Raw genomic sequence first — 20,867 nt, forward strand, 5'->3', positions numbered from 1 at the left:
GGAGCTGCGATGCGGCCGCGCGCACCGCCGTCAGCGCGCCCAAGTACCTGAGCTCGAAGAACTTTCGGGCCGCCGGGTACCACCTACATTCCGGTCGCCGATATCGCCGACGACCGGGTGAGCATGGCCTGGGATGCGACTCGGCACAGCCCGTTGATCGACGAATTCGCCACGCTGGCAGCCGAATAGCTCACGCCCGGCTGGTTCGGGCGGAATCGCACCGGTCCCGAGGCCGTGAAACCGCATCCACCTGCGTGTATGTGGCCGCCCGCGAATGAATTCCGTTCCCGCCGCACATGTCCGATACGGGCGAGTCGCTTTAACGCCCGCCGACCGGCAGGATGACCAGGGTGTTGCGCAGTTTTCAGGTGGCGAACCACCGATCCCTCGCCGAGCCGCAGGAGTTGCGGCTCACCCGCGGCAACGGCCCGGTCGCCGCGCCCGTCACCGCCGTCTACGGCGCGGCCGCGACCGGAAAGACGAGTCTGGTCGACGCCCTGGACCGGATGCGGGACGCGGTGCTCAACTCCGTCACCGGCTGGGACCCGTTCTCCGGACCGGTGCGCACCCCGCACCTCGGATTGGCGGACCGCCCTTCGGAATTCATCGCCCAGTTCGTCGCCGAGGGCTGCCCGTACACCTACGGCTTCCGGCTCGACAACGCCGATGTGAGCGCCGAATGGCTGCATTCGCACCCGCACAATCGCAAGCGCATCGTCTTCGAACGGCAGGGCGACGATATCCGCATCGGGCCCATGTTCGAGGCGGCGCGCTACGGGCTGGGCGCGGTGGTGCCGCTGGTACGTCCGAATGCCCTGCTGCTGAGCCTGTCCGGACAGTTGTACGCCGAACCCCTGGTACCGGCCTACCGCTGGTTCCAGTCGCTGCTGGAGGTCCAGTGCGGACAACCCGATCCGGCCGATATCGCGCATCGGGTGGGCAGTCACATCTCGCGCTCCACCGATCACGCGGTGCGGCTGCTGACCCTGCTGCGCTCGGCGGACCTCGGCATCACCGATCTGCTGCTGCCCGGCGACGACCCCATGTACGGCGACTACCTACGCGACCTCGACAACGATATCGCCAGCACCACAAAGGAAATCGAGTCCTGTACGGTCTCGACCGGCTATGCCGAGGAGCTGTTCCTCGAACACGGCATCACCGTGACCCTGCTGCAGCGCGAACTCTCCAATCTGTTCGGCGCGCGGGATGCGCTGTACTCGCGCATGGTCACCCGCCGCGGTGTCGGCCTGGGCCTGGTGCACGAGGGCATCGATACGGCCTTCGACATCACCGATGAATCCAGTGCCACCCTGGCCATGTTGCGCCTGCTCCCACCCATGCTCGATGCCCTGGACACCGGCGGCGTGCTCACGGTCGACGATATCGACGCGCACCTGACACCGGAGACCGCGGACAGTCTCATCCAGCTGTTCCAGAATCCCGAAACCAATACGCACGGTGCGCAATTGGTCTTCACCACCGCCGATCGCATGCTGATCGACCGGGGTAACGGCCGTTCACAGTCCAAGCGGACCACGGTGTGGGGCGTGCGCCGCACCAATTCCGGGACCTCGGAGTTGCAGCCGCACTGATTTCAAAGCAATTCTTCAGCAACCGTACAGCGGCGACGACTGGCACACGCGCCTAGAGTGGAGCCCATGCTCCTGCAGCTGATATTCGTTCTGGTGATCGGTGGCGCGCTGGTCGCGGCCATTATGAGGTTCCGAGGCAGCCGGGGCGCCGCGCCGATGGTCGCGCCGGAATCCGGAATGCTGCACCTGACCGGGGTGAGCCCGCGACCCGATGCCACCGGTGAGCAGTACGTGACGCTCAGCGGCAGCATCTCCGGGCCGACGGTGGTGGCGCACGAGGTGTACGGACGGTTCGCCTGGGATGTGAATCAGTGGCCGTCGATCGGCGATCAGATTCCGGTGACCTATCCGGCCGGTAAGCCGGACCACTGGCAGCTCGCGCATCCCGGGGTGCGGCCGTACTTCGGATCACGGCAGCAGCGCGATCCCGGCAACTGACGCCTCAGCGTCGTATCGCGACGATATTCCCGGTCTCCGGACCGCCGTTGGTGTCCGGGCGCCCGACAGACGCGGCCTGTTCGGCCCAGGTCTGGAAGGTGGTGTCCCAGCCGTGCTCGTGCAACCACTGCTCGATATCCGAGCCCAGACCGGCCACCTCGCGCGGGACCTCGTCGGCACCGGAGACCAGCCGCCGCAGCACCAGGTAGGCGCCGCTGTTCGGGTCGACGGCGAAGTTACCGATATCGAAACGGCTTCGCGGCGCGGACAATTCGGTGAGCGTGGCAAGGACCTGCCGGGCATCGGGGCGCAGCAGATATCCGAGTACGCCCTCATCCACCCAGAGCGTCGGCTCATCGGCCCGGAATCCCTGTGCCAGTAGCGCTTCCGCCCAGTCTCCCCGCAGATCGACCGGCAGCACCCGCCTTTCGTAGCGCGGCGTCACGCCGCCGCGGGTCAACACCGGCTCCTTGAACGCGAAGGTCTCCGGCAGATCCAGTTCGAAGAAGCGGGTGTCCGCCGGCAGATCCATCCGGAATGCCCGCGTATCCAGCCCGGCACCGAGGATGACGATCTGGCGAACCCCCTCGCGCACAGCCGCTTCCACATGATCGTCGACCAATCGCACGGCCACCGTGCGGGCCTCGTAGAACATGTCGAGCAAGGGCGACAGCTCATCCCAGCGCGCACCGAAACTCGGCATGGCCGCGTCGACGAACAAGTGCGCGAACGGATCGCTGTACAAACGATCGTCCCGCTCGGTCTCGCGCACGCGCACCACGGCGATCCCGATCGCGGTCATGGCTACCCCGGCGATCGGCACCGGCGCTGCTGCTTCGGTCATGACTAACTCCCACTCCGCAATTCGGCCGACAGCCCGCAGAAAACGTACGGGCCACCGTCGACGCTAGACCGCCGCATGCGACAGCGCAGCATTACATCTGCACGCACGTCGGCACTCTCGGTCCGGCGACTGGTACGGACCAGCCCCGCCCAGGTGAAAGTCCTTGCCGCTCAATCGAAGGCGATCGACTCCGGTTCATCGGCATAGACGCGCGCGGTCTCCGCCGCCAGGCCCAGTGCCTTGCGAGCCCAGTCCAGCGATGCGCCCGCCAGTCCACATGCGGGCGAGACCAGGATCTGCTCGGCCAGCAGTCGGCGCGAGAAGCCGAGCCGATCGATCAGGCGCACACCGGGTTCGGCGATCTCACGCCAGGTGACGGGCTTGTCGGGCGCACTGGTCGGCACCAATCCGAGCACCAGATGCCGACCGTCATCGAGGATTTCCCCGATCCGGTCCAGATCCCTGACGCCGATCCGTGCCATATCGAATCCGATTGCGGCGGCACCACTTCGGCGCAGAAAGCCCAGTGCGGGCTTGGCCGCGCAGGTGTGCACCAGCACGGGCCCCGACTGGGCGTCGAGCACCGTATCGAGAATGTGCAGCGCCTCCGGTTCCGGCAAGGCGCGCACGGTGTTCAGCACGCTGACCCCGCGCATGGTGCCGTCGAGCACATCGGTGAGCAGCGGTTCGTCGAACTGCACCAGCACATTCGCACCCAAACGCTTAGCGACCTCGGCGGCGTGCGCGGCCACCCCCTCGGCGAGCGACTCCGAAAGATCACGCACCGCACCGGAATCGGTCAGCACCCGATGCCCGAGCGGCAACTCCACCTCGGCGGCCAAGGTCAGCGGCCCGGTAACCTGCACCTTGACCGTCCGCCCGGTACCCGCGAAACCCGCTGTCTCCCAGGCTTCTTCGAGTGCGTCCAGATCCGCCCGCAACAGGTCGTGCGCACGCCGGGACACCGCACCCGGGCGCACGGCCAGCCGATATCCACGCGTGGTGCTGTCGAACCGCATATCCACCAGCAGCGCCGAAACCCGCCCGACCATGTCCGCGCCGACCCCACGTCCCGGCAACTCCACGAGATGCGGCAGCTGCCCCAGCTCCCCCACGATGGTGGACGCGGCCTCGCGCACATCGGTACCCGGCCACGACCCGACACCGGTGGCAATGCCGCCCGGTAATACTCCCGAACCGCTCTCGATCTCACTCATCCACGCACCCCGCATCACTCGGCCCTACAGATTCAATTGCCCGGCAAGTCACACCAGTTCAGGCCGAGGCCCTGGATCGGCGCACGGTACCACCGGCAGGATCGGCGGGATCACGATGCCGACCGATCCTTGCGAACCGAGCCGCCCCGACCCTCCGCGCCCTCGTCATCCAGCCACACGACACCCCGCCATCCCGGCACGCTTTCGGCCGGGATCCACACCCCAGCGGGCATCAGTGGAATCCGGCCGACACCACCCCGGACAACCGGAAGCAGTCCCGCGCCGCCCAACTCGCCCCGCCGCTGCGAGGGTGGTGTCACTGAGCGGTGTCCGACACCAGTTCGGTTGCGTACGAATGGGGTTCGCGCTCGGTACCGGAGATGGTGCCACTGCCGATGACCTGATCGCCGGCCGCTGCGTCCGGGCGGTAGAGCACCACGGCCTGGCCGCGGGCGACGCCGGTCAGCGGTTCGCGCAGGCGGACCACCAGGCCCGCGCCATCGGCCTGCGCGACCGCGGGGGCGGTGCCGCCGTGCGCGCGCACCTGCGCCACACATTCGATCGGCCCGGCGGGGGTTTCGCCGGAGGTCCAGATGGCACGGTCGGCCAGGACCGTCCACACCTCGAGATCCTTGGCGGAGCCGACGCGCACGGTGCCGGAGTCCGGATCGATATCGGTGACATAGCGCGGCTTACCGTCCGCGGCCGGACCGGGCAGGCCCAGGCCCTTGCGCTGACCGATGGTGAACTCGTGCACACCCTTGTGATCGCCGAGCTTGGTGCCATCGGCATCGAGCAGCGCACCCGGGCGGATACCGATCTTCGCGCCCAGGAACGCCTGGGTATCACCGGAGGGGATGAAGCAGATGTCGTGGCTGTCGGGCTTGTTCGCCACGGCGAGACCGCGCTCGGCGGCCTCCTCCCGAATCAGCGGCTTCGGGGTGTCGCCGACCGGGAACATGGCGCGCGCGAGCTGCTCGGCGGTGAGCACCGCGAGCACATACGACTGATCCTTGTCCTCGTCGACCGCGCGGCGCAGCACACCGTCCTCCAGGCGGGCGTAATGCCCGGTCACCACGGCGTCGAAGCCGAGCGCGACGGCACGATCGGCGAGCGCGGAGAACTTGATCTTCTCATTGCAGCGCAGGCACGGGTTCGGGGTTTCACCGGCGGCGTACGCGGCGACGAAATCGTCGATCACGTCTTCCTTGAAGCGGTCCGCGAAATCCCAGACGTAGAACGGGATTCCGAGCACATCGGCGGCGCGCCGGGCATCACCCGCGTCCTCCTTGGAGCAGCAGCCGCGCGATCCGGTGCGCAGCGTGCCCGGATTCGCCGACAGCGCCAGGTGCACCCCGACCACTTCGTGTCCGGCCTCGACGGCGCGCGCGGCGGCCACCGCGGAATCGACGCCACCACTCATCGCGGCAAGTACTCGCATCTAGAAGCCTCCTTTCGCGCCGGCCAGTCCGGCCGCCTTCGCCCGGTCCACGACCTGCGGCAGCGCGGCCAGCAGAGCGTCGATATCGGCGTCGGTCGAGTTGTGTCCCAAGGTGAATCGCAGCGACCCGCGCGCCTGCCGCGGCTCCACACCCATGGCCAGCAGCACATGGGAGGGTCCGGCGACACCGGCATTGCAGGCCGATCCGGTCGAACATTCGATTCCCGCGGCATCGAGCAGCATGAGCAGTGAATCGCCCTCACAGCCCGGGAACGTGAAGTGGGCGTTGCCGGGTAGTCGCCGGTCGCCGGTGGGCCCGTTCAGGATGGCCTCGGGCACCTCGGCGAGCACGCCGTTGATGAGCCGATCCCGCAACCGGGTGAGTTCCATTGTGCGCAGCGCCATTCCGTCGACGGTCTCGCGAACGGCGGCGGCCAATCCGGCCGCACCCGCCACATCCGAGGTCCCCGACCGCAGATCGCGCTCATGCCCGCCGCCGTGGAACAGCGGCACCGCGGCGACCTGACGCCCGAGCAGCAGTACGCCGACCCCGTGCGGTCCGCCGACCTTATGACCGGCGAAACTGGCCGCGGCCAAACCGCTCCGGCCGAAGTCGATGGGCAGCTGCGCACCCGCCTGCACCGCATCGGAGTGCATGGGCACATCGAACTCCTGTGCCACCGCGGCCAATTCGAGAATCGGCTGGATGGTCCCGACCTCGTTATTGGCCCACATGACACTCACCAGCGCGGTGTCATCGGCATGCGCGGCCAGCGCCTCGCGCAGGGTCCGTGCCGAGACGACGCCCTCGGCGTCCGCCTCCAGCCAGGTGATCCGCGCGCCCTCGTGCTGCTCCAGCCACTCCACGGTATCGAGCACCGCGTGATGCTCCACCGAGCTGACCAGAATCCGAGTGCGCCCGGGATCGGCATCGCGCCGAGCCCAGTAGATCCCCTTGACCGCCAGATTGTCGCTCTCGGTCCCACCGGAGGTGAAGATCACCTCCGAGGGCCGCGCCCCCAACCCCGCCGCGATCGATTCACGCGATTCCTCGAGCAACCGTCGCGCGGCCCGCCCCGAACCATGCAGTGAGGAGGCATTACCGCCCGACCCCAGCACAGCCGTCATCGCCTCGACAGCGACGGGAAACATGGGTGTAGTGGCCGCGTGATCGAGGTAGACCGTCTGGGCACCGACCGGACCCGGGAAAGCCGACTTCATGACTGATAGAGCCTAACCCATCGTTGACCTGCGTAATCCTGCGGTATACCCCCGCCGCCCACGATTTCGCACACGCTGTGCGCAACCGATCGATCGCCGCCCGATATTCCCCGAGCTCTGTCCGGGGAAGTTGGTCTCCGCCCGGGATCCCCGGAACGCCGGTTGCGCCACCGGTGCCGGGCCGTTTGTGAGGGCCGCCACGTGGCCCCGGCGCCCTCGGGGTCGACGACCTTCCGGCGCCTGTGGCCGGTAAAGTTACCGCTCGATTGTCGTGATAACCCATTGGTTGCCGTGGGTGCGCGGAATTCGATGGGCGTGGAGAGGTCGATGGATCGGGCGAGCGCGCTACACCTGATCCTGCTGGACGGGGTGGAGGCGCGGCTGGACGGACAGGTTCGGCCGTTGGGACCGCCGCAGCGTCGAGGGGTACTCGCGGTACTGGCCATGCGCCGGCGGCAATGGGTTTCGGCAGCGGCACTATTGGACGCGCTGTACGAGGATGCGCCACCCGCCAGCGGCAATGCGGTGATTCAGACCCACATCTCGGCATTGCGCCGGATCCTGGAGCCCGCTCGACCACCCCGTACGCCGCCGAGTGTGCTGCTGTCCGGGCACGGCGGTTATCAGTTGCGCATCGATGACGATCAGATCGATATCGGCGTCCTGGACCAACTGGTGGCCGCGGCGACGCGAGCCCGGCGCGCGAACGACGGGGAGGGCGCCGCGCGGTTGTACGCCGAGGCGCTCGCCCTCTGCTCGGGCGAACCGCTGGCGGGTATCCCCGGCCCGTGGGCGGAGCAGCAACGGACCGCGCTGGCGGAGCGACGGCTCGCGATCCTCGAGGACAGCCTGGAGCTGACGGTCATGTGGGGCCGCGCCGACGAGGCGATCGATACCTTGCGATCGCTCGTGAGTGAGCATCCGCTGCGAGAGCGGCTGCGCGCCATGCTGATGCGCGCCCTCGCCGATCGGGGGCGGCGCTCGGAGGCGCTGGCCGTCTACCGCGATACCCGGCGGCTGCTGGTCGACGAACTCGGTGTCGAACCCGGTGCGGAGCTGCGCGGACTACAGGACCGCATCCTCGCGGGCTGGGAGTCGGATTCCGCACCGCGGCCGCGGGCCATCGAGACCGCTCCGCCGCAGCCCGCGAATACCACTGTCGCCGAAAGCGATTCCCGCGCGACACAACTCGTGGATCGTGATCGGGAGTTCGCGGCCATCGACGAACTGGAGCGCGGCGCGGCCGCCGGTGTGGGCGGGCTGGTGGTGATCACGGGTCGCCCGGGGTACGGCAAGACCGTACTGCTCGACGAGGTCGCACGGCGCTATCCGGGCGCGCTGCGGATCGAGCTCACCGCCGATCACGCGGATCTGGCGAAGGAACTGCTGACCCGGCTCGACGGCCCCGCAGCGGTGGACGACGCGGCAGCGGTGGACGAAACCACCGAGAAGACCCTTATCGCTCGACTGCGCGCCGCGCTGGCGCATCGATCGGCGGACCTGCCGACACTGGTGCTGGTCGACGAAGCGACCCGGATGGATGAGCGCTCGGCCCGGGTACTGGCCGCCGTCATCCCCGCACTGCGCACCGCGCGGGTACTCATTGTCGTCGCGCTCGACGGCGGCTTCTGGGATCGGCGCGTCGTGGACCTGCACAGCCGCCTGGAACCACTGGCGGCACGGGTACTGCGGCTACAGCGGGTGAGCCTGGCCGCCATCGCCGATCTGTACGAGCAACGCACCGGCTTGCCCTGCCCGCCGGAGCTGGCCGCGGAGATCGAGCGCGCCGCCGCCGAGATACCCCTGCTCGTCGACGCGGTTGTCACGGATATGGCCGAACGCGCCGACCGCACCCGGGTACCGGAGCGCCTGCTCGACGGCCGCTATTCGCGTGCGACCAAGCGTCTCCTGCAAGGGTTTTCGGCCCGGGGATCGCGGATGATGCGCGCCCTGGCCGCGCTCCAGGGTCTGGAGCCGAGCCTCGAGACCCTCGCGGCGGCCTGCGACCAGCCGCCCAGTGAGGTGCGGCATCGCTGCGAATTGCTCACGGATGCGGGCATTCTCGCCGCCGCGGACCCGCCGAGTGTGCGACATCCGTTGATCGCCAACACCATTCACTGGCTCAGCAGTCGTGACGAGTCCGCGCGGTTCCGCACAGCGGCCGCCGAACATGAGCGCAGCACCGGCCATCCGGCCCGACATGTGGCCCGCTATCTGCGTGACCTGTGCGGTTCCGGCTATGCCCGGTGGACCGTGGTACTCGTCGACGCCGCCGAGGAATGCCTGCGCGCCTGCGTTATCGCCGAGGCCGTGCGCTGGCTGGAATTGGCGCTGCGCATCTGCACACCCGAACAGCGGGATGACCTGCTGGTCCGGCTCGGGCAATTGGAGCTGTGGACCAATCCCGCCGCGGCGCGGGCACATCTGGATGAGGCGCTGCGCGGTCAACGCGAGCACGCGGCCGCGCCGACCGCGGCCGTCCCGCTGGCCTGGACCATGGCGACGCGCCACGAGGCGACCACGGCCATGCGTCTACTCGATGCCGTCATCGCCGCTACCGAACCGCGAGATCGCGCTTCGGCGGACGAGATTCGCGCGTCGATGTGGATGATCGCCGGGCTGTCCGCCCCCACCTGGCGGGGTCTGGTGGCCGGGCTGCGTTCCCTGCCGCAGCACGATCTGATCTCCTCGGCGACCCTCACCTGGGCCGATGCCTTCGGCGTCCGGATCGATGCCCGCACCGCGGTGCGACGGCTCGCGCCCGAGCATTCGGAGGAGATGCTGCCCTGCCGCCTCATCGGATTACTGGCGCATCTGCGAATGTGGCAGGGCGATCTGCCCGCCGCGCTGAATCTCACCGAACAGCGCGCGGATCAGCATTTCGGCGCCATCGACACCTACCGTGTCATCCTGCGTTCGGAAGTCATGCTGCGGGCCGGCGCGTACCAGGACGTATTGACAGAACTGGGACCCGTACTGGGCGATATCGACGACAGGTTCGTGGTGCCACCGGCGACTCTCGCCGCCCAGTACGCGCACGCGCTGATCGGCCTCGGCCGACTCGACGAGGCCGAACACTGGCTGGATCGCCGTACCGCCAATGCCAACCCCTCAACCTGGGAATGGACCGTCGCCATTCATATTCGCGGCCTGCTGTGCGCCGCCCGCGGCGAATCCCGGGAAGCCGTAGGCCATTTCCTGGAGTGCGGGCGGCGGGTCGGCGCGGTGGGCATCGCCAATCCGGCGCATATCGCCTGGCGCAGCTCAGCGGCGATGGAACTGGTGCGCATGGGTGATCGGGAGCGGGCCCGGGAACTCGCGGACGATGAGCTGGAGCTGGCGCAGCGCTGGAATACGCCGGTGACCATCGGAAGGGCAATGCGCGCACAGGCTTTGGCGGCGCCCGGTGGTCCGTCGGCAGCACTGCTGGACCGGGCCGCGGCGGTATTGCGCACCCAGGACAGCCCGGTCGAGCTGATTCCGGCGCTGATCGATCTGGCTCGACTGCTCCGCACGGACGGTGAGCGTGCGCGAGCGCTACTTCATGAGGCTCGCGCGCTGGCCGAGCTGATCGGCGCCGCTCTCGAACTCGCCGAGATCGACGCCGCGCTCACCGGTGGTTCAGACCTGCTGCCGGAGAACGGCTTCAGCTTCGGCACGGTCGACGGGATGCCCCAGACCACCGAACTCGTGCAGGTCGCCGAAGACCTCGATACGAATGGCGGATTCGATCCCGCCCACCCGGACCGGATCGAATCCGGCCGCGCTGATGAGGGATTCGACGGCGAGGCCGGCACGCTCGTCATCGGTAGCGTAGAAACCCACCGCCCGCACCGGGATTCGGTTGGCGGCCGCCGTCAGTGAGTCAACCGGATCGGGTCGTGAATGGCGGGGTTGGTGTCGGCGGGTCCGGCCTCGAGCAGCAGCACTCGCTGTCCTGCGTCGCTGAGTCGGCGAGCCGGCACCGGCGCCCACGATGATGTAGTCGTGCGTCACAGCACCCTTTCAGTCCTTCGGGTTTCCCCTCAACGGTGCTCGTGCTGAGCACCGATGAGGAGAGCGGCCCCGACGACTCAAAGGCTGCTGAACGATCTCGAAACGCACGGGTCAGCGGTGCGTTGAGGGGTCGTTCAGACGGAATCGCACCAGATGCGGATGCGATCCACCGGCATGTTGTCCGATAGTTCGCAGTCCCGGGCGAATTCGCGGCGGCCCGCGATGGCGGGCCGTTCGGGAAGCTGGAGGGCGTCTGCCCACTCCAGGGTGAGGAGTTCGGCGGTGAGGGGGTCTTCGCCGGCGGGGATGGTGCCGACCACCTCGGTGAGGATGCCGATGCCGAATTCGTCGGCCGGCTCCTCACCGAGGGTCCACAACAGTGGCGGAAGATTCCGCCAGTCGCCCAGATCGGCGATTCTGGCGGAGACCCGCTCGATCCGGGTTTGGTCGCGCGGGTCGGCTTCCATCAGCCCAGGCGTGCCTCGATGGCCTTGATAATGGCCGGGCGCAGATCGGCGGCGCGGATGATGGCATCCACCGAACCGACCTCGACAGCGCGCTGGATATTGTGCACGCGGTCGAACTCCGCCGCGACCTCACCGAGCTTCTCCGCGCGGACCGACGAGCGGATCTCGTCGACCTCGGCGGTGAGCGCGGCACGATCGGCGCCGGGGGCGTTGGCGGCCCGCTCCTGCAGTTCCCGGACGCGCGCGTCGGCGGCGGTACGGGCATTGACCTCACCCGCGAAGACCACCGCGGCGGCCGGAGCGCCACCGAGCACCGAGGCGACCGAACCCTCCAGAGCGAGCACGGTCATATTCGGATTCAGCGCCTTCGAGAACACCACGAACGCGCCGCCGTGGTACCGCGAGATCACGCAGAACACGATGGGGCCTTGGAAATTCACGATGGCACGGCCGATCTCGGCGCCGTACTCGAGCTGCAGCTTGCGCATCGACTCCGGTGAACCGTCGAAGCCCGACAGGTTCGCCAGCACCACCAGCGGACGATTTCCGCTGGCCGCGTTGATCGCTCGCGCCGCCTTCTTCGACGACTGCGGGAAAAGCGTTCCGGCGGTGTAGGTGTCGGGTCCGTCGGTGGCCGGGAAGCCACGACGCGGCACACTCTGGGACTCGATACCCAACAGGCACACCGGGATTCCACCGAGGTGCGCGTCATGCACCACAGCGGTCTCGGCATCGGCCATACCCGCCCAGCGCTCCAGCACCGGATGGTCCTGATCCGAGAGCGCCTTCATCACCGAGCGAATATCGAAGGGCTTCTTGCGATCCGGATTCGCGGCCACCGAGAAGATCTCCCCGACGGTCTTGAAATCGCTGTTCGCCGCGGTGTGCGGGAAGTCCGACACATCGCGATCGATGGGATCGCTGGTCTGCGAACGACGCGGGGTCTGCTCACCGGGCGCGATATAGGTGTGGTCGTAGTGCGCCATGAGCACACCGCGCGCGGCGGTCAGGTTGGGAGCCCAGTACTGCGCCTGACCATTGGGTCCCATGACGCGGTCGTAGCCGCCGATACCGAAGTTGTCCTCGGCCGAGACGCCACCGGAGAAATCGAGGGCCTGCTTACCGGTGAGCACCATCGCCGAATCCGGGGTCATGACCAGGATGCCCTTGGTGTGCATGAGCATGGTCGCCTCGGCGTTCCAGTACGGCTGCGCACCGACATTGATGCCCGCGACGACGATATTGATCTCGCCGCCGTCCTGGGTGAACTCGACGATCCGCTTGAGCGCGGCCGCCACCCAGTCCATATTCTCGGTGCCCGACTCCATGGAGATGCGCGCACCCGAGGAGAGGGCGTACCACTCCAGCGGCACCCGCATCTGCTCGGCCAGATCCAGCGCCGCGATCACCCGGCGGCACTCCGGCTCCGACAGTGCGCCAAGCGATTTCGTCGGATCACCGAGCAGCACCACGCGCTTGACGCCCTCGGGGTACTGGGTGGTCGGTGTGCTCACCACACCGGCGACGATGGCCGCGCTATTGCGGCCCTTGGCCCGGTCGACCGGCACCAGCGCATGCGCGGCATCGAGATCGTATTCGGCGAAATCACCGAGCTGCTCGGTCAATTCGTACGGGTACACGGTATTGCGGCTGGCCGCGCGCAACACCTTCTGCCGGTAGGAGTCCAGCGGCTCGACCGGCTCGTCCGAGCGCTCGACGAAGCTGACCTCGGTACCGCCGGCGGCATCGAACGCGATCCGCACCGCGATCTTGACCAGCTCACCGGTGGCGGCATCACGCTGGCGCGCGATGAGCAGGATCTCCTCCAAACCCGTTCCGGCGGTTGCCGGTTGCACGCGCGCCGCGATGATGGTCTCCAGCTCGGCCCGGGTCAGCTCGACCGGCGGCCAGATGTACATGACGATGCGGTTGGTGTGCAGGCGCTTGGCCGAGGGCCGCTGCGACTGGGCCCGGCGAATCGAGTCCAGGCAGGTGGCGATGGTGATCTCGGCGGTCGGCAGCGAGAGCAGTCGGCCGTCGTGGTCACGCAGCGCCGCGAGGTCCCGGACCTGGGCGAAGGCGATGAGCCGCTCGTCGGAGGGGTTCTCCTTGGCCACGCACCGGAACAGGTACACCTCTTCGTCGTCCGAGGACGGCAGTCGGGTGAGGTCGAACTTGTGCAGCCGCTTCATCTGCATGCGCTGCGCGATGTACGGGTGCAGGCCGCGGATCAACCGCTCCTCGACCATGCCGGTGGCCGAGGGCCGGAAGGTGAAGTGGTGGTGCATGACCGCGCCACCGCTGCCCGCCACCGTGCAGGTGATGCGATGCACGTGATTGGGCAGCGGCTGGGCGTTGAGCACCTCCTGCAGGGCCGCGGCCATGGCGTCGAAGTCCTCGGGCTGCTTCTCCCAGCCGAGGTAGATGTCGACCTCGAGCGAGGCGGCGCCCTTGGCGACGGCGCCGAGACCGCGCAGCACGGTGGGCAGGGTGTCGAAGCTGGCCGCGGCCGAAACCAGCGTCAGGCCACGACGTTCGGCGACGACGAAGGAGCAGCCCTCGGTCTCCTGGGTGCGGACGTCGACCAGACCCTTGTTGCCGTAGTACCGGCGGGTGAGAACCTCCAGCACCGCTGTGTTGTCGGCGTATCCGCGCACCAGGCGCTGACCGAGCAGGCGCACCAGCGGTTCGGTGCTGCGCACCATATCGGAGATGCGCTCGGCGCGATCGGCCGAATCCGGGTGCAGATCCAAGTGCCGCAGGTTCTTTCGCACATTGGTGTACACGCGGGCCCGGTTGCGGCGCAGCAGCGGCTGGGCGTACCAGGCGTACACCACACCGCGGGCCAGGTCCGCGATCACCGGGAAGCGCACCTGCGTCGCGGCCACCAGGCGCTCCAGCGCCAGGCCGACCGGCTCACGAAGTGCCCTGTCCGGCACCGGCTCCCGCAGCCATTCGCGCAAGAGCGTCGTAACGATGGTGACGGTGTCCGACGGTCGCTGCTGCGCCAGGAAGATGCGGAAGACCGCGGCCTCGAGGTCGGGCGTGCGATCGAGTTCGGTGACGCCGTAGTGTCCGAGCGCCTTGGAGAGCTTGGCCTGATAGGTCTCGGGCAGTCCGGCGCGCTCCACATCGAAGCTCTGCAGATAGGTGTGGAAGTACTCGCGGGCGCTGTGAACGTGGCTCTGCTCGCCCTCCTCGTCCCAGGAGCGATTGTGGCTGAGCTCGGCGAGATCGGCGAAGACATCGACCAGCGCCAGCTCTTCGGCGAGCGGGCGACGGTAATCCGCCACGGCCGCGCGGCGCAGGACGAGGTAGTCGTCCACCACCCGCTTCTCATCGAGCGGATCGACATCGAAGCCGAGCAGCAGTCCGCGCAGATCCTGCAGGCGACGGCCGATGCGCTCGTGCGGGCGCACCGCGGCGGTCTCCACGGGCAGATCCAGTACGGCCGCGCCGGTGGCCGAATCATCCTCGGCCGCATCGTCATCGGAGGCGAGCGGCTCCAGGCGCAGCAGCGGCGCACCGGTCTCGACCTGAGTGCCGACCGAGACCGCGCACTCCTTGAGGCGAGCGCGGAACGGGGCCCGCAGCACCGTCTCCATCTTCATGGACTCGAGTACGAGCACGGGCGCGCCCGCCTCGACCTCATCGCCGACCTGCAGCGGGGTGGCGACCACCAGCGCGGGGGCGGGCGAGCGCACGACGCCGCCCTCGTCCCGGCTGATCCGATGCGTCACACCGTCGACATCGACCAGGTGCACGGGTCCGTGCGTGCCGGTGGTCAGGCGGTACCGGGTGTCATTGACCACGATCTGCCCGGTGTGCTGATCGAAACGCTCCAAATCCACATCGGCGGTGCGGATTTCGCCGCCCGCCTCGATGCCGACCCGGAAGCGATGCGCGCCGATCCGCGCGACCCGCACCCGGTAGCCGACACCGCGCAGCTTCAGATCGCGCGGGCGACCGCTCTCGTGCTGCACCTGCGGACGACCACCCGAGGCGGTGGAGATCAGGCGCTGGCGCTCGACCCCCTCCTCTTCCTCATAGGCGTCGATGGCGGCCGCGGCCAGGGCGATGCTGGAGTGCGCGTGCGAGACCAGACGGCCCTCACCGCGCACGCGGTCGATCCAGCCGGTATCGGCGCTGGCATCGATGACCTCGGGCTGGATCAGCAGATCCAGGACGAAGCTCTTGTTGGTGGCGCCGCCCTCGATGACCACGCGGGTCTGCGCCACCGCGCGACGCAGGCGGGCCAGGGCCTCATTGCGGTCGCGGCCGTAGGCGATGATCTTGGCGATCATGGAGTCGAAGTCGGCGGGGATGGTGTCGCCCTCGCTGACACCGGTATCGACGCGGATACCCGGTCCGGCCGGAAGATCCAGGCGCGCGATACGACCCGGGGCGGGTGCGAAATCGCGATCGGGATCCTCGGCGTTGAGGCGCGCCTCGATGGCGTGCCCGCGCTCGGCGGGCGGTTCCCCCTCGAGCCGGCCACCGGAGGCCACGTGCAGCTGCGCGCGCACCAGATCGAAGCCGGTGGTGGATTCGGTGATCGGATGCTCCACCTGCAGGCGGGTATTCACCTCGAGGAAGGCGAAGAGCTGATCGCCCGGGTGGTACAGGAATTCGACGGTGGCCGCACCGCGGTACTCGACCGCGATGGCCAGCCGCTCGGCGGAAGCCTTGAGTTCGGCGGTCTGCTCGGCGCTCAGCACCGGTGACGCCGACTCCTCGATGACCTTCTGATTGCGGCGCTGCACCGAGCAGTCGCGCACACCCAGCGCCCACGCGGTGCCCTGACCGTCGGCGATCACCTGTACTTCGACGTGGCGCGCACCGGTGACGAGGCGCTCCAGGAAGACCACACCGCTACCGAAGGCACGCGCGGCCTCCTGGCTGGTGCGTTCATAGGCATCGACAAGCTCGGCCTCATTGGTGACCACGCGGATACCGCGCCCGCCACCGCCCGCGGTGGCCTTGAGCATGAGCGGATAACCGATCTCGGCGGCGGCGATGGTGGCCGCCTCCAGGGTCTCCACCGCGCCCCGGCTCCACGGCGCGACCGGCACGCCGACCTCCTCGGCGATCAGCTTGGCGCCGATCTTGTCGCCGAGTTTGCGCATGGCGTCCGGGCTGGGCCCGATGAAGGTGACCCCGATCTGCTCACACAGTTCGGCGAAGGCCGGATCCTCCGCGACGAAACCCCAACCGACCCAGGCGGCGTCGGCCTTGGTCTCGATCAGGGCCTTCTCGAGCAGCTTGAGATCCAGGTAGGGGCGCGCGGATGCGGGGCCGAGGTCATAGGTGACATCGGCCTCGCGCACGAATGTCGAATTGCGGTCGACATCGGTGTGCAGGGCGATGGTTTCAATCGGCAGCGCGGTCTCCGCGGCCAGGTCTCGTACGGCATGGATGAGGCGCATGGCGGCCTCTCCGCGGTTCACGATGGCGATGCGGCTGAACAACTCGCCGACTCCTTTCCAAGGCATTGGCCCGGTCGGGCGAGGGAATGGACTCCCGGTTTTCGCCCAGTGTGCGCTCTCCCACGTCATGGAGCCACAGCGTGTGGGGGTTACCGGTCCGTAGTTCCAAAGAATTTCACAGAGAAATACCTCTGAGACAGAGCCATTCTGGGAGATATGCGCGATGGACAGGCACAAATGGCGGACCGGAACGAGGCGCACAGCGAACTGTTCGCCCTGCTCTTCAGCTCCATGGGACGGTTGCGCCGACAGGTCGGCCGACTCGCCGGGCGCTCCTTCGACGAATCCGCGCTCTCCGGCGCGCAGACCGAATTCCTGCGACTGGTGGGGCGCAGACCCGGTATATCGGTCAAGGAGGCGGCGGCCGAACTCGGCTCGGCCGCCAACAGCGTCTCCACCCTCGTCACCGAATCGGTGAAGGCGGGACTGCTGGTGCGCGAACCCGATCCGGCCGATCGGCGCGCCACGCGCCTGTCCCTCACCCCGGACGCGCGGCGGCTCGCCGACGAAAGCCGCAGGCACCGCATCGAAGTGGTCGCCTACGCGCTCGACCGGCTCACCCCCACCGAACGTGACGAACTGCGCGCCGGACGCCGGGCCATGACCCGGCTGACCGACGTGCTGCACGACTACGAGCAGAATCGAGGGGTAATCAGATGACCGGCTACCCGCCCGCCGTCGACTGTGCGGGCCCGCCCCGTCGCTACCCGTCCGGTCCGCTGATCACCGTGCGGCTCAGCGCATTCCGCGCATGGGAGTGAGCAGCCGGTGAGCCCGGGCGTACTGCCCGGGGGTCTGCCCGCGCCAGGTGCGGAAGGCCGTGCCGAATGCCGAGACGCTGGCGTAGCCGAGGCGATCGGCCACACTCTCCACGGTCAGACCGGTGCTGAGCAACTCTTCGGCGAGCAGTCCGATGGTCTCGGAGCTGAGTTCCCGAAAGGTGGTGCCCTCCGCGGCGAGCCGCCGCCGCAGCGTGCGCACACTGATATTCAGATCCGCCGCGATATCGGATTGTTCGGCCAGCCCGTGGCGGTGAATCAATAACTCCCGCACCTGCTCACTGACTCCGAACCGATTGCGCCGCCGCTGCACCACCTCGGCGCACTGCTCCTCGAACATTCGCATACTGGCCGGATTCGCCTGCGGTAGCGGCATTTCCAAGGCCGACGCCGGGAGCGTGAGCGCCGATCGCTCGGCATCGAAATCCAATTCCGAGACCCCGAGCAGCGTCGAGACCGCCTCGTACATCGGATGCGCGGGCAGAGCCAGCTCCAGTCGGATCGCGGGCAACCGCATAGGCAGTAGATCCTGTTGCACAATACCGATGGCGACCATATCCCGCTCCAGGGTGAAGCGGCGCAGTTCGCGCGGCAGCGCCGAATCATCGCGAATGATCACCACATTCGGGCCCCGGGTTTCCAGCCGCATCTCCCCCGCCGCGAATGACAGGTCCAGGTAGCGCACACCGATCTCGAGCGCCTGCCGCAGCGTCGAGGAGGTACTCAGCGCGAAACCCCAGATCCCCAAACTCGTCGGATGGCACAGCATGCCCGCCAGCAAACCCAGCCCGGGTTCGTCCTCACACCCGGTGAGCAGATTCCGCATCAGCGTGTACTCCTGCTCGCAGGTGATCATCACCTCCGAATCGCCGAGATCCTCCGGCGCGATCCTCGTCCCCGCCAGCAGATCCTCGGCGTCGAGTCCGCGCTGCGCACCGAATTCGACCAACAGAGCGGCATTGTGAATGGCGCGAAGACGCCCGGGCGCTTCAGACATGCCGCCATCTTCGCAAACATCCGGCTCACGATTATGCGAAACGTGCGGGTTGAACAGCGGAACGGCACGCAGTGACAGAACTTCGCCCCACCTCGACCGCACCCGGCACACGCGGACAATGCAATCGCGTGATGGACAGAGCCCCCATCATCCCGGCATAACCACCCCCGTCATCCCGGCATGTTTTTGGCCGGGATCCACATCTGCTGCACTCCAGCCGCTTTCAGCGGATTCCGGCCAGAAGCGCGCCGGGATGACAAGGAAGGCCACACCCCAGGATGACGAGGAAGGCCGCCCCGGGATGACGAGAGCGGCCGCACCCGTGCATTACGAGCGTGCTGTCAGACCCGGGCGGGGAGCTTGGGGTGACGGTGTTCGGGAGCCTGGACGGTGAGTTCGGTACGGTCCGAACCCGGTTCGTCGCGGCCGACGATATCGGCGAAGGCGCGGTCCACGGCATCGCCGCGAATGGCCTGCTCACAACGGCGAGCGAGATCTCGGCGGTCGGTGCCGGGCTGCTCCAGGGGTTGCAGGACCAGTTCGGCCACTACGCCTTTGGAGCGCAGCACGCGGCGGAAGGAGTCCGCCATGGTGTCGACGCCGACGAAACCCGGGATGGCGCAGACCTCGCCGTGCCGATCCAGGTAGCGCAGGCGGATGGGCTGAACGGGGGTTCCGGTATCGATGGCCGCCTGGAAGAGCGCCGGACGCAGGCGGCCGTGGGCGCGACCGCACCACGTGGTGCCCTCGGGGAAGAGGCCGATGCGCTCACCGGAGGCGAGGCGTTCGGCAATGCGGTTCACCACGCCGGGGAGTTCGCGCAGGCGTTCGCGGTCGATGGGGATGACCCGGACGCGGCGGGCGATATCGCCGAGTACCGGCCAGTCGACCATATCCGCGCGTGCCACGAAGGCTGTCGGCCGCACGGCCGAGAGCGCGATGATATCGGTCCAGCCGATATGCCCGGCCACCACCAGCAGACCCTGTGGTCCCGCTGCCGCGTTCGCCCGCACCGCAGTGGAATCCGCGGCATCTTCCGCTCGCCGGTCCACGACGCGGACCCGAATTCCGCAGCAGGACAGCAGGGCTCGGGCGTACCGGGTTTGCAGCCCGGCGCGGTAGCGGCGCGGCGTGGCCAGATAGGCGACCGGGAAGGAGACCGCCACCGCACCGATACCCGCGAGGCGGGCGGCGAAGCGGAGGCGACCGGCCTCAGGCTCGGTTTCGACGCATTCGGGCCCGCACGGGCTCGACGGCATCCAGGCGTGGGCGGAGGCGGGGGCCGGAGGACACTCCAGCGCACCGGAACCGGGGGAAAGGAAGGCGGGCATCATGATTCATCACCGCTCGAGAGTGGCCACCGCGCCCTGCAGGCGCTCCAGGTAGCGAGTGTTGATGGTCTCCAGGCCCAACAGGGCGACGAAATCGGCAACGGCGAACGCGGGATCGTGGGCGGGTTCGCCGCAGATCTCCGCGCCCAGGCGCAGATAACCGCTCAGCAGCGGCGGCAGCTTGGGGCGGGCCGGGGGCTCCAGCTCGTCCAGGGTCCGGCCCTGCACGACGACCGGGTTGAACGGGCGCACGTGCCGATCGGCTTGCAGCGCATGCTTTTTCATGAGCAGGTCGCGTACGCCGCGCACATTCACCCCGGGCGCGTCCTGCGGAGTCTGCCGCATGGGCACCGAGACACAGCCCATGATCCAGTCGTATCCGGTGAGCTGAATGTAGTGCAGGATGCCCGCCCACATGAGCGTCAGCACCGAACCGTTGCGATGGTCCGGCACCACACAGGCGCGACCCATCTCGACGATCCGGTTGCCGGTGGGATCCAGTGCGGCCAAATCGAATTCGGTCGCGGTGTAGTAGCCGCCAGCGGCGGTCACCTTATCCGGCGGCAGCATGCGGTAGCAGCCGACGAACTGTTCGGTGAGCTCATCGCGGACCAGCAGATGGTCGCAGTGCTCATCGAAACGATCGGCATCCAGGCCGGTGCCGTTGTCCGGAATGGTGAAACCCGGTTCGGCGGCGAAGACCTGATACCGCAGCCGCTGCGCCGCTTCCCGATGCTCGGCATCGGAGGAGACGACCAGGGAGTACTGGGAACGGCCGGTGGTGCGCGGCGGCTCCGGAGCTGTATATGACTCGCGTGGGAGCAGGCTGGAAGTCGACGCTGCCTTGGTGGTCATACGGTTGATCAAGCCAGTCGCAAACCGCATCGGAGCAACCTCCGGATGGCCTCTCGATGCCAGTCCGGTGAACGCGACGCAGACCACACCCGGCGTTCATCCGAGCGCCTCCGAAAGTTCCCTACCAGGACAAACGCTCGTATCCCGACTGGGTACAACCCTCGCCCGAGCCCTCGCGGCGCATGCTTCGCGACGGCTGG

The 20,867-nt window shown here is 68.1% G+C and carries 13 protein-coding genes; 4 read left to right on the forward strand and 9 right to left on the reverse strand.

Annotation, left to right across the window (positions count from 1 at the left end):
• Positions 1-341 precede the first annotated feature (341 nt).
• A complete protein-coding gene (locus tag OHB26_RS01650) occupies positions 342-1,595 on the forward strand; it encodes an AAA family ATPase (RefSeq protein ID WP_330182462.1) in 1,254 nt (417 codons plus the stop codon).
• Between the two features lie 66 nt (positions 1,596-1,661).
• On the forward strand, positions 1,662-2,033 hold the full coding sequence (locus OHB26_RS01655; RefSeq protein WP_442942832.1) for a hypothetical protein: 372 nt from the start codon (positions 1,662-1,664) through the stop codon (positions 2,031-2,033).
• 4 nt (positions 2,034-2,037) lie between these two features.
• On the opposite strand, the gene OHB26_RS01660 is transcribed toward OHB26_RS01655, so the two are convergent.
• The 4 genes from OHB26_RS01660 to OHB26_RS01675 form a co-directional block, all read right to left on the reverse strand.
• The gene (locus OHB26_RS01660; protein WP_330182463.1) at positions 2,038-2,877 is read right to left on the reverse strand and encodes an SAM-dependent methyltransferase; all 840 of its coding nucleotides are present in this window, start codon (positions 2,875-2,877) and stop codon (positions 2,038-2,040) included.
• Between the two features lie 170 nt (positions 2,878-3,047).
• On the reverse strand, positions 3,048-4,094 hold the full coding sequence (locus OHB26_RS01665) for a methionine synthase (RefSeq protein ID WP_330182464.1): 1,047 nt from the start codon (positions 4,092-4,094) through the stop codon (positions 3,048-3,050).
• Between the two features lie 316 nt (positions 4,095-4,410).
• Positions 4,411-5,535, reverse strand: a complete 1,125-nt coding sequence (gene mnmA / locus OHB26_RS01670; protein WP_330182465.1) for a tRNA 2-thiouridine(34) synthase MnmA — start codon at positions 5,533-5,535, stop codon at positions 4,411-4,413.
• Positions 5,536-6,756 (reverse strand): cysteine desulfurase family protein, encoded by a 1,221-nt coding sequence (locus OHB26_RS01675; protein WP_330182466.1) that lies wholly within the window; start codon positions 6,754-6,756, stop codon positions 5,536-5,538. It lies immediately after the preceding gene.
• A gap of 327 nt (positions 6,757-7,083) precedes the next feature.
• Here OHB26_RS01675 and OHB26_RS01680 point away from each other — a divergent pair, with 327 nt between their 5' ends.
• Positions 7,084-10,620, forward strand: a complete 3,537-nt coding sequence (locus OHB26_RS01680; RefSeq protein WP_330182467.1) for a BTAD domain-containing putative transcriptional regulator — start codon at positions 7,084-7,086, stop codon at positions 10,618-10,620.
• Between the two features lie 266 nt (positions 10,621-10,886).
• On the opposite strand, the gene OHB26_RS01685 is transcribed toward OHB26_RS01680, so the two are convergent.
• Positions 10,887-11,219 (reverse strand): hypothetical protein, encoded by a 333-nt coding sequence (locus OHB26_RS01685; RefSeq protein WP_330182468.1) that lies wholly within the window; start codon positions 11,217-11,219, stop codon positions 10,887-10,889.
• Positions 11,219-16,687: an ATP-binding protein gene (locus tag OHB26_RS01690; RefSeq protein ID WP_330182469.1), complete on the reverse strand. Its 5,469-nt coding sequence runs from the start codon at positions 16,685-16,687 to the stop codon at positions 11,219-11,221. Before OHB26_RS01690 ends, OHB26_RS01685 begins: the two co-directional genes overlap by 1 nt.
• A 174-nt stretch (positions 16,688-16,861) precedes the next feature.
• On the opposite strand from OHB26_RS01690, the gene OHB26_RS01695 reads away from it, so the two are divergent.
• Positions 16,862-17,365 (forward strand): MarR family winged helix-turn-helix transcriptional regulator, encoded by a 504-nt coding sequence (locus tag OHB26_RS01695; protein WP_330182470.1) that lies wholly within the window; start codon positions 16,862-16,864, stop codon positions 17,363-17,365.
• 75 nt (positions 17,366-17,440) lie between these two features.
• Here the strand turns inward: OHB26_RS01695 and OHB26_RS01700 are convergent, their stop codons facing one another.
• From OHB26_RS01700 to OHB26_RS01710, 3 genes are all read right to left on the reverse strand, one after another.
• Positions 17,441-18,481, reverse strand: a complete 1,041-nt coding sequence (locus tag OHB26_RS01700; RefSeq protein ID WP_330182471.1) for an AraC family transcriptional regulator — start codon at positions 18,479-18,481, stop codon at positions 17,441-17,443.
• A 341-nt stretch (positions 18,482-18,822) separates the two neighbouring features.
• Positions 18,823-19,815, reverse strand: coding sequence for a lysophospholipid acyltransferase family protein (locus OHB26_RS01705; RefSeq protein ID WP_330182472.1), 993 nt, complete (start codon positions 19,813-19,815; stop codon positions 18,823-18,825).
• Between the two features lie 6 nt (positions 19,816-19,821).
• Positions 19,822-20,667, reverse strand: a complete 846-nt coding sequence (locus OHB26_RS01710) for a GNAT family N-acetyltransferase (RefSeq protein WP_330182473.1) — start codon at positions 20,665-20,667, stop codon at positions 19,822-19,824.
• Positions 20,668-20,867 lie beyond the last annotated feature (200 nt).

Origin of the sequence: Nocardia sp. NBC_01503, assembly GCF_036327755.1 — a bacterium.
Classification (GTDB): domain Bacteria; phylum Actinomycetota; class Actinomycetes; order Mycobacteriales; family Mycobacteriaceae; genus Nocardia.

Bases quoted from the DNA above. Each gene is read 5' to 3' on its own strand.
- OHB26_RS01695 (WP_330182470.1), top strand. From the start codon at position 16,862: ATGCGCGATGGACAGGCACAAATGGCGGACCGGAACGAGGCGCACAGC.
- OHB26_RS01675 (WP_330182466.1), bottom strand. From the start codon at position 6,756: ATGAAGTCGGCTTTCCCGGGTCCGGTCGGTGCCCAGACGGTCTACCTC.
- OHB26_RS01710 (WP_330182473.1), bottom strand. From the start codon at position 20,667: ATGACCACCAAGGCAGCGTCGACTTCCAGCCTGCTCCCACGCGAGTCA.
- OHB26_RS01655 (WP_442942832.1), top strand. From the start codon at position 1,662: ATGCTCCTGCAGCTGATATTCGTTCTGGTGATCGGTGGCGCGCTGGTC.
- mnmA (WP_330182465.1), bottom strand. From the start codon at position 5,535: ATGCGAGTACTTGCCGCGATGAGTGGTGGCGTCGATTCCGCGGTGGCC.
- OHB26_RS01680 (WP_330182467.1), top strand. From the start codon at position 7,084: ATGGATCGGGCGAGCGCGCTACACCTGATCCTGCTGGACGGGGTGGAG.
- OHB26_RS01650 (WP_330182462.1), top strand. From the start codon at position 342: ATGACCAGGGTGTTGCGCAGTTTTCAGGTGGCGAACCACCGATCCCTC.
- OHB26_RS01665 (WP_330182464.1), bottom strand. From the start codon at position 4,094: ATGAGTGAGATCGAGAGCGGTTCGGGAGTATTACCGGGCGGCATTGCC.
- OHB26_RS01700 (WP_330182471.1), bottom strand. From the start codon at position 18,481: ATGTCTGAAGCGCCCGGGCGTCTTCGCGCCATTCACAATGCCGCTCTG.
- OHB26_RS01660 (WP_330182463.1), bottom strand. From the start codon at position 2,877: ATGACCGAAGCAGCAGCGCCGGTGCCGATCGCCGGGGTAGCCATGACC.
- OHB26_RS01705 (WP_330182472.1), bottom strand. From the start codon at position 19,815: ATGATGCCCGCCTTCCTTTCCCCCGGTTCCGGTGCGCTGGAGTGTCCT.
- OHB26_RS01685 (WP_330182468.1), bottom strand. From the start codon at position 11,219: ATGGAAGCCGACCCGCGCGACCAAACCCGGATCGAGCGGGTCTCCGCC.